Annotated in this window: 18 protein-coding genes; 11 read left to right on the plus strand and 7 right to left on the minus strand. The window is 53.3% G+C overall.

The features are described 5' to 3' along the window. Positions 1-298: 298 nt before the first annotated feature. Positions 299-841, plus strand: coding sequence for a hypothetical protein (locus BK665_RS02845; protein WP_123402768.1), 543 nt, complete (start codon positions 299-301; stop codon positions 839-841). A 195-nt stretch (positions 842-1,036) separates the two neighbouring features. Beyond that, the gene (locus BK665_RS02850; RefSeq protein ID WP_123402769.1) at positions 1,037-1,783 is read left to right on the plus strand and encodes a hypothetical protein; all 747 of its coding nucleotides are present in this window, start codon (positions 1,037-1,039) and stop codon (positions 1,781-1,783) included. Here BK665_RS02850 and BK665_RS02855 read toward each other — a convergent pair. Beyond that, positions 1,775-2,710, minus strand: a complete 936-nt coding sequence (locus BK665_RS02855) for a reverse transcriptase family protein (protein WP_123402770.1) — start codon at positions 2,708-2,710, stop codon at positions 1,775-1,777. The two genes, BK665_RS02850 and BK665_RS02855, sit on opposite strands and share 9 nt — an antisense overlap. A gap of 312 nt (positions 2,711-3,022) precedes the next feature. On the opposite strand from BK665_RS02855, the gene BK665_RS02860 reads away from it, so the two are divergent. From BK665_RS02860 to BK665_RS02895, 8 genes are all read left to right on the plus strand, one after another. Beyond that, on the plus strand, positions 3,023-3,979 hold the full coding sequence (locus BK665_RS02860; RefSeq protein WP_259699566.1) for an endonuclease domain-containing protein: 957 nt from the start codon (positions 3,023-3,025) through the stop codon (positions 3,977-3,979). Between the two features lie 278 nt (positions 3,980-4,257). Further along, a complete protein-coding gene (locus BK665_RS02865; protein WP_123402771.1) occupies positions 4,258-4,815 on the plus strand; it encodes a hypothetical protein in 558 nt (185 codons plus the stop codon). Between the two features lie 390 nt (positions 4,816-5,205). After that, positions 5,206-5,478: a hypothetical protein gene (locus BK665_RS02870; RefSeq protein WP_123402772.1), complete on the plus strand. Its 273-nt coding sequence runs from the start codon at positions 5,206-5,208 to the stop codon at positions 5,476-5,478. 98 nt (positions 5,479-5,576) lie between these two features. Then, complete coding sequence (locus BK665_RS02875) at positions 5,577-5,978, plus strand: GFA family protein (protein ID WP_123403109.1); 402 nt, start codon at positions 5,577-5,579, stop codon at positions 5,976-5,978. Between the two features lie 275 nt (positions 5,979-6,253). Further along, complete coding sequence (locus tag BK665_RS02880; protein WP_123402773.1) at positions 6,254-6,691, plus strand: phage infection protein; 438 nt, start codon at positions 6,254-6,256, stop codon at positions 6,689-6,691. A 146-nt stretch (positions 6,692-6,837) separates the two neighbouring features. After that, entirely contained in the window at positions 6,838-7,383 is a 546-nt protein-coding gene (locus BK665_RS02885; protein ID WP_123402774.1) for a PAAR domain-containing protein, read from the plus strand. A gap of 10 nt (positions 7,384-7,393) precedes the next feature. Then, the gene (locus BK665_RS02890; RefSeq protein WP_123402775.1) at positions 7,394-8,176 is read left to right on the plus strand and encodes a hypothetical protein; all 783 of its coding nucleotides are present in this window, start codon (positions 7,394-7,396) and stop codon (positions 8,174-8,176) included. Continuing rightward, on the plus strand, positions 8,161-8,520 hold the full coding sequence (locus BK665_RS02895) for a DUF7079 family protein (protein WP_123402776.1): 360 nt from the start codon (positions 8,161-8,163) through the stop codon (positions 8,518-8,520). Before BK665_RS02890 ends, BK665_RS02895 begins: the two co-directional genes overlap by 16 nt. Positions 8,521-8,745: 225 nt before the next feature. Here BK665_RS02895 and BK665_RS02900 read toward each other — a convergent pair whose 3' ends face one another. From BK665_RS02900 to punC, 4 genes are all read right to left on the minus strand, one after another. Further along, positions 8,746-9,111, minus strand: coding sequence for an avidin-fold protein (locus BK665_RS02900; RefSeq protein ID WP_123402777.1), 366 nt, complete (start codon positions 9,109-9,111; stop codon positions 8,746-8,748). Positions 9,112-9,286: 175 nt separating this feature from the next. After that, positions 9,287-11,872 carry a bifunctional diguanylate cyclase/phosphodiesterase gene (locus tag BK665_RS02905; protein ID WP_123402778.1) on the minus strand — a complete coding sequence of 862 codons (2,586 nt, stop codon included), beginning with the start codon at positions 11,870-11,872 and terminating at the stop codon, positions 9,287-9,289. 322 nt (positions 11,873-12,194) lie between these two features. Continuing rightward, positions 12,195-12,497: a hypothetical protein gene (locus BK665_RS02910; protein WP_123402779.1), complete on the minus strand. Its 303-nt coding sequence runs from the start codon at positions 12,495-12,497 to the stop codon at positions 12,195-12,197. Between the two features lie 101 nt (positions 12,498-12,598). Continuing rightward, the gene (gene punC, locus BK665_RS02915; RefSeq protein WP_123402780.1) at positions 12,599-13,795 is read right to left on the minus strand and encodes a purine nucleoside transporter PunC; all 1,197 of its coding nucleotides are present in this window, start codon (positions 13,793-13,795) and stop codon (positions 12,599-12,601) included. 122 nt (positions 13,796-13,917) lie between these two features. Between punC and punR the strand changes: the two genes are divergently transcribed. After that, positions 13,918-14,859: a DNA-binding transcriptional activator PunR gene (gene punR, locus BK665_RS02920; protein WP_123402781.1), complete on the plus strand. Its 942-nt coding sequence runs from the start codon at positions 13,918-13,920 to the stop codon at positions 14,857-14,859. Here punR and BK665_RS02925 read toward each other — a convergent pair. Together BK665_RS02925 and BK665_RS02930 are read right to left on the minus strand one after the other, a co-directional pair. Then, a complete protein-coding gene (locus tag BK665_RS02925; protein ID WP_123402782.1) occupies positions 14,828-15,148 on the minus strand; it encodes a DMT family transporter in 321 nt (106 codons plus the stop codon). The two genes, punR and BK665_RS02925, sit on opposite strands and share 32 nt — an antisense overlap. Positions 15,149-15,206: 58 nt before the next feature. After that, the gene (locus BK665_RS02930) at positions 15,207-15,662 is read right to left on the minus strand and encodes a carboxymuconolactone decarboxylase family protein (protein WP_123402783.1); all 456 of its coding nucleotides are present in this window, start codon (positions 15,660-15,662) and stop codon (positions 15,207-15,209) included. Positions 15,663-15,760 lie beyond the last annotated feature (98 nt).

Consider the following 15,760-nt stretch of genomic DNA (forward strand, 5'->3'; position numbering starts at 1 on the left):
CCCTGCAGTTAAAAACTGCAGGGAGAGTTGGCTTTTAGCCTTGACTGGAGACCGGCTAATGGGAGTCCCCTTTTCTTGTGGATTGCGGTCCTTCACCACAGACTTTTATCGGCCAGAAGCGGACTTCCGACTGCGTCCGTGGTAAAAAAGCATTCGGCAAGATCTGGAGCGCCAAGGCCCAAGCCATTTGGAAGCCGGCTCTCGACAGAATTGATGGTACTAAAAGTTGGTCAATTCGCGGCGTAGAAAAATCGGAATCATATAGAATTGGCCTTTTAAGCATCTAGATGGATCTATTATGTCTCAGTCAACCGAATTAACTGGTGGCGCCGGGTTTGTCTATGAAAGCCATGTTGCTGCATATTTCATGTCTGCCCTTCTTGCGGAGACCGTCAGGCCTCCATTGCAAAGTAAAATAAAGAGTGTACGTCTTCAACAAGCTGCTATGGGCGCTCCTCTTGATGATGTCATTATCGTATTTGATACTTTAATTCAGATGAAGGCGCACTTCCAAGTCAAGCGCAGCCTCATCATATCCTCATCTAAGACCAATGAAGATTTCAAGGGGATTGTTGTTAATTCCTGGAAGACCTACATTAATTCAAAAAAAGAAAATCGTAATGACATTTATGGAGCGCTAACGGACGAAATAGCAAGCTCATCCCTGAGAAATGTTCAAACTGTCTGTGAAAGCGCACGAAGTAGCGAGAGTAGCGACTCATTTTGGGCTATTGAAGCTCAGGCTAGCGTAAAATTCAGAGAGTTCATTGATGTACTACGTAATATCTTAGATGGCGCACAGATCCGGAGGACCCCGCACGAATTATATGAATTTCTCTAAGGGCTTCATATAGAGTCTTTAAGAGTCATGACATCGGGCTCTCCATTGCTCACGTCAGCGATAAACGAACTTAAGACAGTGCTTAGGGCAGAACATCGCGCGACCGACCTATGGGAAACTCTTAAAGGAATAGCAAGAGAAGGAGCGGGCCAAGCTGCCACTTACAACAAACGGTCACTTCAACGAAAATTGGTATTGTTTTCCTTCAAAGACATAGCTGTTGAGCAAGAAGTAAAGACGAAACTAGGACCGTCAAGAATTGGAAACTTGGAGGCCACCCCAATTACATGCTCTCTTGCCTTTTCGCACATTAGTATCGAGCAGAGCGATGTCGCGCTTACCGCATTAATTGTAACAGACGAACCTGAAGCGTTATCTAATCAGATACAGTCTTGGAAAGAGCTCGTTGCTCGGAGCGCATTAATCCCTGATGCGAATAGGTCTGAGATTGCTCGAGAACCACTAAAAAATATAGTCGCGCAGCCTGTATTAGCACATATCCTCCTTCAGAACTTGGCTGTGGCAGACTTTTCTGCCTATGTTTATTATGCGCGAAAGATAAATATTGAAAATTGGGATGAAACCAGATACGAACTTGAATTTAAGACACTGCCCTTGCTTCACAGATTGAGCAGCAAGCGCGAATTGATTGATGAGCTTCTCACTACTGAGGTAAACGCCAAACGATTTTCAGACGCTGCCATAAAACTTGTAGCTGAAAACTATCACCGTGAAATCGAAAGCCCAACACTAAAAACCAGTACTGGAAAAACTTCAGCAATTAAAGAGCTTGCGGATATTGTCGCTAAAATAACTGCTAGCTTCATCGCGGGTGATCAAGTTGCAGTTGCCCAGATTGGCTATATTAAGACGAGAATTAGATATGGCGAGAATGTTGTTACGAGGGAAAAACACTTGCGAGATCGTAATCCGCTAGCGTAACTGCCTCAAAAGTCTCCATAGCTTTTTAGCGAACTCTGGCTCAATTGAGTATGCATAAGCTATCATACCTTTCATTTGGGCCCAAGAAGGTGTAATTGCATCTACTCGTCGACTTCTTTCAAAGTGCTCTTTTCCATATTTGCTTGCGTAGTAGACTGCAAGCCTGAGCCTCCTTTTCAATTTTTTTGGAAGTCTTGGTTTTTCTCGATCAACTACGGATAGTCCTGTGACAAACTGTCTCGAACCACGTCGCTGGACATAACAGCCGCTGTCTCTTAGTTCAAAACCGTTGTATTTAACAATCTGGCTAATAGCGCTAATATCTGGCGTTTCCTCCCCTGACATGGTCATATTGTCCGCGTAGCGACTATATATGCAGTCATGGGTGGAGGCTAAATCTAGCATCGCTTGATCCAACCCCTTGCAAACTAGATTCGAAATTGTCGGACTGCAGCGAGTTCCTTGACGCAAGAATCCGTCAATGGTTGAAATCCGTGCTAGCAATTCTGAAATTTCAGGGGTCGCTCCAATTGTTAAAAAAGCTTTCGCAATTTGTTGTTCTGTAATTACGTTGAAAAAATTTCTTATATCCGCGTGAAGGATTAAGCTTTTACGGAGATGGAGCTCAGCGTTTGTTAGGGTCGAGCGTCCCTTGAGAAACCCTTGTACGTGCGCACCAAAGCTAGCGCTGTTCGTGACCAACATCGAAACAGATCGGTGGAGCTGGGTGACCCACTTATGGTTTGCCTTATAGACCTCTCTAAATTCCCCTTTACGGTTTCTTCCGCGTTTTGGGATTTCGAGCTTCTCGTAGAACCCTTCCTGGCAATCCGAAACTGCGTATTCGATTATTTTTGACTCGCTCACACCTACCGCGTGAGCTAGCTCTTGGGTGGAATGAATGTCTTTCAGGCGTCTTGTAGTCATTAGAGGCTGCAGAGAATGAGGGGCGGCTGGATGGAATATGTAAGACCTCAAAGATCGGGCACGGACTCATGCCCACGGACATAACCGCGGTCAGTCATCCAGCCGCCACGGTGAATCTACCATACCTTGACTGGAATGTGGATGTCGTCTCCGATTCGCTCTCCTTCTTTAGTCGTATGCCTCATAAGAAATGCTAGGAGACTGGCTCAAAAACGAAATCCTGAACAGATCCCAAAGCAACGCGTGAGCCTCAGCCACTAGACATTGATCACCTGAAAGTTGAAAGTGTGTTTTTCGCAATCGGAAAGCTACATGATGAAAAACTTGGGCCATCCCATGTCGACACCGCCGAGTTGGTTTCACGATCGAGGGCCATCCCCTATTGAGGACGAGTTCAGCAAGGCTGCTTCTGACTTCGCGGGCCTGATTGAAAGAGAACATTGGTTTGGTGACGCGGATAAGCACCATCGTTATCGGGTGGATTTCATATTAAAAGATGCGCGACTCATCATTGAGCTTGATGGTCATTCATCACATTCAACAAGAGATCAGTTAGAGAAGGATGCTGTCAGACAACGCTATCTAAGCCGAGCCGGCTACACTGTGATCCGTTTCACAGGACGAGAAATCGTCAGAGACGCGCAGGGGTGTGTTTCAGAGGTGCGTCAGATGTACGAAGAGCGCATGCAGCGCGCTCCTGCTAAGTTTCGAGTCATGTACATTGACTACTCATTTGTCAACAAGCAGATGAATGAGGCTCTAAAATTTTACCGGGGAATTCACCCTAGCAAGGAACTCACCTTCCAGCCGCTTGAAAAAATCATCCCTCATGCAATTGAGTGGTTGCATGAAAAGTCATTTGTCACGGCCTTCGTATTCTGTCCAGCTGAACTACGCAGTGAAATAGAACATTTGAATGCAACTATCTTGGAATATGACAAGGGTGAAATCAAATTCAGCATTTTGGCAAGTGAATTTTACTCGATGGACTTGGGCGAACACCTAGAAAGTTTTGCTCACTTTTTTGACGAGTTCATGGTGATCGCTGATGATCCAATCTATCGAGACCCCATTCGTGCCGTACTGCCAGCGAAGATTACTGAAAAAACCGTCGGAGCTTACACTCACAAATATCTTGCGAATGCCAAACTTTTACGTTTAGGCAATGACGAGACCTCCTTCGCCGGTACCGAGTTGGCTTACGTACGCTGGCAAGACATATTCTACCCAATCGGATTCGCTTTGGGGCTGAGCAGATACGAACTTTAGTTATTTGAACGATAGTTTTTCGAGGTGAATGGTACGCAGAGGATGGGGTAGTCATGAGCTGCTGGCTTATTCCGATCTCTGCAATAGCAGGCGACCGCTTTTGGCTCTTTCCAGACTATCGCTACCGTCAGCGTTTGGATGGAAGCAGCTCCCGGGTCGCAACTCCGTTTCTAAACGTAAGATGCCCTTTGCAAAAGTTAGGGGGGGCAAGCCTGAGTCGGCTAAAGCGTAATGCCGCAAGCTCTGCCATTCACTAATTGGAAAAGGAGAACAGCGCGATGGATATGGCCGGTAGTGGAGGAATCATGACCTACGTGAATGCAGCGATAGCTTTAGTGGCGCTGTACCTGAGTATACGTAACCGAAAAACTCAGATAGCGATGTATCGGCTGACTCAGTCGACGCACTGGAGCAGCACGAACGATTTTCATGTGATCAGCGCCGAGCAACTAGATGGCTCGGTTTTAGTTAAGTTGGTTTTCTTTAACCCCGGGTCGGTGTCAGCAGTGATACAAAGCTTAGCTGTTTATGAAATCCCCCGCCCAGTCTGGTGGTTACCACGCCGACTGGATTGGTTACGAAGGAAACGTCTAGAACTTGCAAAATGGTGGCCTACCAGAGACGAGGAGGAGAAAATACCTCGCTTATTTGCAGATAAGTATCAGGAGCTGATGGTGAAAGAAAATCGAGTAATCCTTGTGAGATTCCCTGGCATGATCAATCGGCTTACTCATGCGTTTGAACTGAAAACCAATCATGGTTTGATCACGACGTGGTATGCCCTTGACTTCGTAGAAAAGGGATTTGCGTATCAATCCCATCGAAATTTCAGATAATGATAAACGATGGTCAGTATTTGCTTGGAAAGGCAGCCGCGTCGATGATTAGAAATGCGCGTATGAAGTGAGGGATGTAGCTTGCGGAACGCTGAGCAACCCTTATTTTTCCCGAAGCGGACTATACGCGAACGTCCGCTATTGGCCGAAAGCAGTCGTTGCCGAGCGACCGATTAGGATCGAACACGAATTCCCGATCCTACGCTCCAGACCTGCCCACTCCAAACTCCTGCCTACAATCCATAACCGTCCTACAACAACCTCGGAAATTACGCCTATCCCCATGAGGCGATAAAATTTACAGTCATCCCGTCCCCTACAAAGCGACCAGGTTTGGCGACCTGCAGATCGGATCAGTCCTTTACTAAAATCTGATTCGGAGTTTCACCTATGGAAAGATACATGCCTATCACCGGAATCGACCTGGTCCCGGCGTCCCTACTCATCGACACCCAAGCCCCCCTCGACGTTTTGCAAGCCATGGCGGATTACCGCATTCGCACGGTCACGCAGGTGTTGGAGAACATCGCTTATCGCGCCGAGATTGGTTGTGACACGGTGGTGTTGGCGGATTTCTCCAAGTTGTTGGTCATTCCGTTGCGCGACGGGTGTGATTTGATGGATGTGATCGGTCGGCGCTTGCGGGCGCAGGTTAAGGAGTAGTAAGAGCGGGCGCTGTGATGGCGCCCGTTTTTTGTGTCTGTGATGCCGTAGGATTGCGGGCTTGCTTCTCCTCTTCTTTTTTTGAGTGACCGATGAACATGGATGAGTTTCATCAAGGCAGTTGTCTCTGCGGTGCCGTGACCTATGAGGTTTCGGGTGAGTTGAACGCGGTGTCGCACTGTCATTGCGCCATTTGCCGGAAGGCCCATGGGGCTGCGTTTGCGACGTATGCCAGTGCGCCGAGGTCGGCGGTTTCGATTGCGAGTAGCGTGGAGGCGCTCAGGCGTTTTCAGTCGTCGGCGGGGGTGACGCGGCAGTTTTGTTCTAACTGTGGCACTTCGTTGTTTTGGTCGGATTCCAATGGTGCGTTTGCGGATTGGATTTCGATTGCGGTGGGGACGCTGGATACGCCGTTTCGGGCGCAGAAGCAGCGGCATACCTGTGTTTCGCAGAAGGCTTTGTGGTTTGAGATTGGGGATGAGTGGCCGCAGGAGGGTTGAGGGTTTCGGCGGTGATGCGGTCGTAAACCCTGCGAATGGCTTTTCCTGTTGGATTGCGGTTGCAGGTTTTGGGGCTGCTTCGCAGCCCAACGGGGGCAAGCCCCCTCGCCACAGGGGGATCGAGTTGATGGCGGGATTATCAACCTTACCGATGGCCCATTCTGCCAACCATCATTGCTGTCGATGGTCACCATCACGTCAATGAAGTTCTCATAAAAAATCCCCGGCGTAACATCCGCTCCATACCCAACTAACAACACCCGGAGCACACGATCATGAAACGCCAACTCTTCCTCAGCATCGCTTTCTCGGTTTTCGCAGTTAACGCTTTTGCCGCTTCGTCTCACACCATGGTCGCTGAAGGCGGCTCGGATCGGTTGATTGAAAGCCGTGTGGCTGAGGGTGGTTCGGATCGCTTGATCGAGAATCGTGTGGCTGAAGGTGGTTCGGATCGTCTGATCGAAAAACGCGTCGCTGAAGGTGGTTCGGATCGTCTGATCGAAAAACGTGTTGCTGAGGGTGGTTCGGATCGTTTGATCCAGAATCGCGTCGCTGAAGGTGGTTCGGATCGTTTGCTGGAAAAACGCGTTGCCGAAGGTGGCTCTGATCGTTTGATCCAGAATCGCGTCGCTGAAGGTGGTTCGGATCGTCTGATCCAGAACCGCGTCGCTGAAGGTGGGTCTGACCGTCTGATCCAAAACCGCACCGCATGAATGAATGCCTCTAACGCAGTCCCTAACAAAGAGCCCGGCCTAATCAGCCGGGCTTTTTCATGCCGTCAATTCTAAAAGCTGTGGGCCACCTTTAAAAACAAGTCTGATACAGTCACCCGAATAAATTCTTTGACAGGAAGTCAAGCATGGCGAAGCCCGCTGCACGTATCACGGACCCCACCAGTTGCCCCGTGCCAGGGCATGGCCCCAAATCGATTGCCTCCGGTTCTTCAAATGTGTTCTTCGACGGCCTTTCAGCAGCACGCAAGGGCGACACCTGTACCTGCGGCAGCGCTCTAGCCTCGGAGGTTTCAGGAACGGTATTCATCAACGGTAAGAATGCCGCGCTGGTAGGCACCGTGGGTGCCCATGGCGATGTCGTAATCGCTGGTTCGGGTACGGTGATCATCGGCGATTCCCATACAGTGGCACCGTTTACTCCTCCTATCCCTATGATCCTCTACGGGAACTGGATCAGCTTCAAGATTCCCGCAGAAGAAAGCTATGAAGGGTTTGCTTGCACAGCTCACTTTGACGATGGCTCTTCCATGTCCGGCGTTTTCGACGCAAAGAACTCGGTCAAATTTTCCAATCCCACCGGAAAAACATGTCATACCTTGGAATTCGCCAGACACGAGGACACCTGCACAACGGCAGGTATCGACGGATTGCTGAACGACATTTTGGGATAAGGAGATTCTCGTGACAGAACCGAATCTGGTAACCGGAAGCTACGTCGTTAAAAATGAACATACGCTCACCCAGTCCCCACTTGAGATGGCGGTTGCGGGTATGGAAGGTGCTGCAACTCGTTTTTCCATTGATGCCATCAAGGACGAACGAGTCCGCGCGAGTTATGAGAGCAACATTCGGCGGATGTCGCAGCAGATTTTTGCAGACGTAAGGGCTGGCAACATCACTGTTGAAGACGGTACAAAGTTCAGCAATGAGATGCGTAACAAAATTATGTTCGAACACCGCAAGCTGACCTCTGCACAGGGCTTGGCCATCGTTCAAAAGAAGAAAAGGGCTGGCAAAACACACATCGACGTCTTGAACGAAAAATCACAAGCCCAGTTCAACAAGAACTACGAACAACTTTCAAAGCTTCAACAAAAAGAAGTCCTGTACAGAGCACTTGAGCGGTCCGGCAGCGCCAATACAAACTTCACCGCTGGCACCAAAATCATGACGGCGATGGGCAAAGTCGGCATCATCCTGACGGCTGTAATAGCCACCTATCAAATTCTGAATGCCGACGACAAACCCAAGGAAACGGCTCGTCAGGCCACCATCCTTGGTGGTGGCGCGGCGGGTGGTTTTTTTGCGGGTTTGGGTATATCGACTATTTGCGGTCCGGCAGCGCCCGCCTGCGCTATCGCTGTTGTGCTCATTGGCAGCATCGCAGGTGCCATTGCGGGCGGAGTCGCAGCTGATACTTTCGACGCAGAGCTAGAGGAGCTTGCCCATTGGGACATCTTCTAACCGCTACTGAAAGAGCGAGCGTTCAGATCGCGCTGGCGGAGGCGTTTGTGGATAGCGCTGTCGATTATGCCTATATAGCTGAACGAATCAGGGGCTACGACCTGAAAGTCGTGGAGGATATCCTGTACTCAGAAGTCGCACCTGTGTGCTTCAGTAACCTCGAAACGCCAGTCCCTCCCATTTGGACTGGCTTCAAAGATGAATGGCTACTGGATGAAATAGCCAAGGAAGTTGCAGCGCGAGAAAACAGTTGGTTACGACGTAATGTCGACTTACTAAAGGTCACGTGGCTGCGGTACAGCTACGGCTACATCTGGAAGGAGATTATGAAATTCATAAACTAGATGAAGCGGTCCCATCATAGAAAACACCAAATCCTTTCAAGCATTGTTTCCGCGGTTTTTTCGGTTGACGCTTATACCGCTTCTTGTGCTCAACAGGCTGTCGCTGAAGGTAGCTCGGGCTATCTGATCCAAAACCGCAACGCATGAATGAATGAATGCCCCTAACGCAGTCCCTAACAAAAAGCCCGGCCTAATCAGCCGGGCTTTTTCGTAGCTGAAGCACCACTACGCAACAACCTCAACATAACTAGACTCCCCACCCCCACTCGCCCCCGACAACCAACCCCAGACAAACGCCAGCGTCGTGCGCCCTGCGTGGTCTACACCAACCGTGCCGCGAGACCAGCCAGCCAGCATCTCCCCTTCCGTCGTCAAGCACTGAAACAGCAGTTCAATGGTATCGGCACCTGTCACGCGCCCGACTTGTTGGCCGGTGCGGATCCGGCCGCCCTGGTAAGTGCCCGAGATGGCATCGCCCTCGACTTCGTAATGAAACACAGTGCCCGCACCGGATACCCCATGGGTGTTGCCCGCTACGGTAAATCGGCGATTGTGCAAACGCTCGCTGATTTGAGAAAAGGGAGTTTCCATAAATGTCGCGTCCTTGAGTCGAGAGGTCTGTTCCTGCTTTCGAGGATCTTAATTGATTACGTTGGCTGCCACCGAAGCGACGCACTCCAGACGATAAAAGCCCGGCCTAATAAGCCGGGCTTTTTGATGCCGAGAGACAACCGTCGCCCGTTGAGGCGCGTTTGGGCGCTGGGATTTAAACGTTGCTTCGGGTGCCTGCAGACTCGGTGGCGTCCAGCAACGCGTCGAACGCGTCAATATCCAGCGGCCGGCTCAGGAAATAGCCTTGGCCTTCGTCGCATGCCACGGCTTTGAGCAGTTGCAGGTGTTGGCCGGTTTCTATGCCTTCTGCCGTCACGGTCAGCGATAACGCGCGCCCCAGGCCCACGATGGCCTGGACAATGGCTTTGTCATCGTCACTTTCCACCAGTCGGCTCAAAAAGCTGCGGTCGATTTTCAAACCGTCGAATGGGAAGGCGCGCAAGTAGCTCAGTGACGAGTATCCGGTGCCAAAATCGTCCATGCATATGCGCACACCGAGGCGTTTGAGCGTTTGCATCAGCTCAAGTGCGCCAGCGGCATCGTCGAGCATGACGCTTTCGGTGATTTCCAGCTCGACTCGGGTGGGGTCTATGCCAGAGTCATGGAGTGCTTTCTGAATGCGCCCAATCAGATTGCCTCGTTTGAACTCGATGGGTGAAAGGTTGACGGAAACGAACAGTTTTTCCGGCCACTGTGCGGCGCATCGGCAAGCGGTATTGAGAACCCAGTCGCTCAGGGAGAGAATCAGCCCGGACTCTTCTGCAATCGGGATAAACGTGTCGGGAGGTATCAGGCCGCGCTCTGGATGTTGCCACCGCACCAACGCTTCGGCACCGACCATTTGCCCGTCAGCGATACGATAACGGGGCTGGAAATGCAGGCGGAGTTCACCGTGTTTGATGGCAAAACGCAGGTCGCTTTCCAGACGACGGCGTTCAATGATCCTCGCGTTCATGTCCCCCGCGTAAAAACGCCAGGTGTTGCGACCTGCTGATTTGGCTTCGTACAGCGCTATATCCGCGTAGCGCAGCAACTCGGCGGCCTCGAACGCGTCCGTTGGCGCCATCGCGATGCCGATGCTGGCGCTGACGAACACTTCCTGCTCGTCGATGGCGATAGGCCGCTCGATGGACTCGATCAGGCGATGACAGAGTGCCTCGACTTCATCCTGAGAGTTCACGTCGGTGAGGATCAAGACAAACTCATCCCCACCGATACGGGCGACAAGGTCGCCATCGCGAACGCAGGCAGCCAGGCGGCTGGAGACTTCATTGAGTACCAGATCTCCGGCAGCATGCCCCAGTAAGTCGTTGACCGGCTTGAAACGATCCAGGTCCAGGCTCAGCATGATCAGCGGTTGCTCTACCGTCGGCAGCGCCTTGAGTTTGCCATCGAGAAATTCCTGAAGACGCGTCCTGTTGGGCAAGCCGGTCAAGGCGTCATGTTGCGAGAGGAATTCGATTCGCCGACGGGACTCAACCTCCTCCGTCACATCGGTCGCGGTGCCGCGGAATCCGCCCTGGGTCATTTCTCGCGCCGAAAGGCGAGTGATGCGCTCGCGATCCTGGGTGTCGATGTAGCGGCACTGGACGCTGATGTCCGGACGACGGTTCGGGATGCTGAGCCACTGGGATAAGGTGCCTAATTCGGTGCCCAACAGATCGTCGATCAGCGCACCGACCCACGCGTCCCTGGAAAGCCCCGTAACCACTTCAAATCGCTCGGACAAAAAGGTCAGGCGCCAGTCAGAATCGATTTCCCATACCCAGTCCGAGCTGGCTTCCACGACGTCGCGAAAACGCGCTTCGCTGATGGCCAGGGCGTCTTGACTGCTCTGCAGCGACGCATAGCTGGCGTCGAGTGCGAGTGCGCCAGCGGTCGTGCGCCGCAAAATGGCCCAGGTCATCAGCCACACCAGCAGCGCGGCGACGCCAATCAACGGCAGGCCAATTCCCAATAAGCGCAGGCCTGGCTGTGACGAACTCCAATGCAGGGTGCCGGCAGCACCGTTATCGCCCAATGGCAGAAGCGAAATCGCGTCCTTTTCGTCGGGGGTGGCGACATGCAAACGAGAGACGCCAAATTCATTGCCGATCAGTTCAAGTTTGGTGCTGTTCAACATATCCACGAAAACCAGCACTGAGGGCGGCCGGTCATCAGGCACCACGGTCGGATCAGTTCCCGGAGTAATCGCTGCTGCCGCGACCAGAACGGGGTTGCCTTTGACATTGATAAAGGCCGTTATCGGCGTTTCCGTTTCCGCACCGGTACGCGCCTTATCGAGAATGCCGACAATGGATTGATCGAGCCAATCGGCAACTTCTACGGGTTTGAGTTCACCCTTGATCACGGAGTAAACGGTGCGATTGACGTCGTTGACGACAAACACTCCCTGCATACCGAAATCTGCGTAAAGCGTTGAACCAATGTTTTGCCGGACGTAGGCCCAATCGGTGTCCACTTCAGCATGCAGGTGCTTGTAAGCATCCCCCCAAAATGCGTAATCCTTGACCGTCGAGCGCATAGACTTTTCCAGCGATTGCATAGCCTTCTTCGTGTAAAACGCACTTTCAATCTCTTCCGTGCGGTCGAGATCATGGGCCAAATAAATGAGTGAAAGGCTGGCCAGTACAAATACGGCAGCCAACAACGCCACAAACTTGAACAGGGAGCCGCGTGCCAGCGACAGGCTTGAGCGATTGGTGAAGGTATGGACGATAGTAGCGAGATTATTCGACATGGTTTCCCGCTTTTCTTGGAGGCGAGTCGGTTGCATATAACCCTATCGGCTGCGTTGACAGAATGGTGAGTACCCCGATTTTCTTGGCGCCGTTTATAAATACTCTCCAAGAGGCTAGCTCAGTATTTCCCCTTTACCTTGGGAGAGGTGATTTACGGTTTATCTGCAGACCGACCGATCAGCTCCCTGTCCTGAAGCGCTGCTAGGCGACAAGTTCAAGTTAGCTGGGCTCCCCGCTTCAGCCCGCGCCCCAATCTGTGAACTTGAGACGAAAAAAAGCCCGGTCTAAAGAACCGGGCTTTCTTGTGCCTGAAATCAGGTCTTAGTGCGCGTTGAACAACATAAATACACCCATCACCGCCCACAGCACGGACACGTACTGCATCGGCACAAAGAACAGTGTGTGCTTTTTGCGGAAGATGACTTCGCCACCGGTGTCTTTGTCGATGTAGGTTTTGCCCGGTTGGTTGTTCATGCGATGGCCAACGTAGGCGTTGGCAGCAGCGCCAACCAACAGGCCGACACCCAGCCCGAGCCCGTTGGGCAGTCCGGCGAAAGGGATGATGCACAGTAGCGGGATTACAACAGCGAGAAGACCCCATCCTTGCCAAATTACAAAAAACATAACGCGTCCCTGGTTAATTTTGAGGCGCGCAATCTAACAAAAAAACGGTTGCTGCGGTAACAATTTGAAATCAATTAGCCATCTACCGTAGCGAAAATAAATCAGTCCCCTTTTTGTAGTTCGAATCGTTTTGTTTCGGCCCGCTTGCGCCCTTGCATCCAATACCCCAGCGCCGCCACCGGCACTGTGCCCAACATCACCACCACCGCGATCTGCAACGGCTGTTCGATCCATGTCGACACCAGCAGGCTCGCGCCGAAACACGCGCCCAGTTGCAATGCGTTTTGCAGCGCTGCGGCTTTGCCGGAATTTTCCGCAAAGGGGGTCAGAGCGTTGGTAATGATGATCGGGAAACTGGCGCCGTTGACCAGGCCCATCAGGCAGAACGGGATCAGCAGCGTGGTCAGGGTCGGCGTGGTTAATGTTGCCACCAGGTACAGCGCGATCAGGCTCACGCAGTAGGCGAGGATCATCCACGGCAGCATGAGGTGGCCGCTGATCCGCTGCAGCAGACTGCGGCAACTGAAGCCGCCGATCAAAAATCCGAGGGTGGGCAATGCGTAGCTCAGGCCGATGTCGCTGGGGCTGTAGCCCATGCCGCCGAGGATGAAGGGGGATGCGGTGAGCCAGGCGAAGAACGCGGCAGAGCAGGCAGCGTAGATCAGGACGTTGCCGCTGAAGGCCGGGGATTTGAGGAGTTGTCCGAAACTGAGGCGGGAGCGTTCGCCGTTGGCTGTCAGGCGTTTCGCAGTGGTTTTGAGTAGCAATGTGGGAATCAGCAAAGCGACGCTGACGCCGAGCAGTACGGCAAAAATCGACAACCAGCCCCAGTGATTAAGTAGCAATGCACCCAGTAACGGCGCGAGTGCCGGTGACAGGGACATCAGCGGAATGATCCCGGCGAACAGGCGATTGGCCTGGTGCGGCGGATAGCGGTCGATCACCAGCGCTTGCCAACTGACCGCCGCCGAGCACACGCCGATGGCCTGGATAAAGCGCAGCACCCACAGTTGCACGTCGGTCTGGACCCAGAACATGCCCAGGCAGCCCAGGGCAAACAGGCTCAGGCCCATCAGCAACACCGGTTTGCGGCCGATGCGGTCGGACATCGGCCCCCACAACAACTGCCCGACGGCAAAACCGGCGAGGAAAATACTGAGGCTCGCGCCCACCGCGCCGGCGGACAAATGCAATTCGCCGCCAATAACACCGAATGCCGGCAGGTACATGTCCATGCCCAAATAGCCGAGCATGCTCAGCCCGATCAGGTAACAGGTGAAGCCAAACGAGTTTTTCATCAACGCCCTAACTGAATCTTCAATCAAATAATTTGTTAGCAGCGTGCCATTATGGGTGGTGAGCATTTCGTGTGAAGCGCTAATAATTGGACGCTCTTATCAATATTTTTGAAGGCAACTGAATGTGGTCTGAATATTCCCTGGATGTGGTCGATGCCGTGGCCCGGCATGGCAGCTTCAGCGCGGCGGCCCAGGAGTTGCACCGCGTGCCGTCAGCGATCAGTTACACCGTGCGCCAATTGGAGCAATGGCTGGCGGTGCCGTTATTTGTGCGCCGGCATCGCGATGTCGAGCTAACGCCCGCCGGCAAGCTGTTTATCGAGCAGAGTCGCGGGGTGATGAAGTCGATGCTCGACACTCGCCGTTTGTGCCAGCAAGTGGCCAATGGCTGGAGCGGTCAGTTGAAAGTGGCGGTGGATGCCATCGTCAAACAGGAACGCTGCCGGCAATTGGTGCTGGATTTTTATAAGCAGTTTCCTGACGTGGAACTGCTGCTCGGCTACGAAGTGTTCAACGGCGTGTGGGACGCCCTCGCCGATGAGCGCACCGATATTGTGATCGGCGCCACCAGCGCGGTGCCGGTGGCCAGTCATTACAGCTTTCGCGACATGGGCCTGTTGAACTGGTTGTGCGTGGCCAGCGCCGCGCATCCGTTGGCGGCAATGCCCGGACCGCTGGACGACGACCAACTGCGCCCCTACCCCGCGCTGTGCATGAACGACACCTCGCGCCACCTGCCGAAACGCGACACCTGGTCGCTGGATAATCAGCGGCGTTTGGTGGTGCCGAACTGGGCCTCGGCCCTGGACTGTTTGCGCGAAGGTCTGTGCGTGGGCATGGCCCCGGCGCACTTGATGCTGCCGCTGATCGAGCAGGGCGAACTGGTCGCCCTCAACCTGCAACGGCCGTTCGCCGCCAGCCCGTCGTGCGTGGCCTGGAATCAGAACAAGCATTCGCCGGCCATGGCCTGGTTGCTGGATTATTTGGGGGATGCCGAGACGATGAATCAGGAATGGTTGAATGGTGCACCGATCAATTCGCCGACACCAACTTCAACCCGATAACCCCACCCAGGATCAGCGCGATGCACAGAAGCCGCAGCGGTGAAGCGGAGTCGCCCAAGATCGCCATGCCGAGAATCGCGGTGCCCGCCGCGCCAATGCCGGTCCAGACTGCATACCCCGTGCCCACGGGCAATGAGCGAAGCGCCAGTGACAGCAGGAAAACGCTCGACACGCCGGTGGCGGCGGCGATGAGGCCGGGGGTCAGTCGGGTGAAGCCGTCGGAGCCTTTCATTGCGAAGGCGAAGGCGATTTCGAGAATGCCGGCGAGGCCCAAGAGTAACCATGCCATGGTGACAGTTCCTTTCGTTGAGTAAGTGAGCGCCCCATCGAGGCGCTCATCTGGAGGGTCAGGCCTGGGCAGCCGCCGCCGGGATCGAGCGGAAGGTGATGCCGAAACGGTTGAACGCGTTCATCAGGCCGATGGCGTAGGTGAGGTCGGTGAGTTCTTTGGCGTTGAACTCGGCGGCGGTGGCCTGGTAGTCCGCGTCTGGCACGCCGGTTTCGGCGACCAGGGTCACGGTTTCGGCCCAGGCCAGGGCGATGCGCTCACGGGTGGTGAACACGGCGCCGGAGTCGCGCCACACCGGCACCAACACCAGTTTTCCCACGCTGACGCCGAGTTTGATCAGGTCCCGGGAGTGCATGTCGATGCAGTAGGCGCAGCCGTTGAGTTGCGAGACCCGCAGGTAGACCAGATCGATCAGTTCGTGGGGCAGACCGCTTTTTTGCACGGCCATGTACACGCCGCCGAAGGCCTTGTAACCGTCGGGCGAAGCGCTGGCGTAGTCGATGCGATGGGTCATGATGAATCCTCGTGTTGATTGATTTGAGGACTCCATCGTGGGGCGTCATGGCCTAGCGAAGAAGGTCCATGATTTGGCTTTTGCAGTGGACCATGCTG

It is taken from the genome of Pseudomonas frederiksbergensis (genome assembly GCF_003732665.1).
GTDB classification, from domain to species: domain Bacteria; phylum Pseudomonadota; class Gammaproteobacteria; order Pseudomonadales; family Pseudomonadaceae; genus Aquipseudomonas; species Aquipseudomonas frederiksbergensis_G.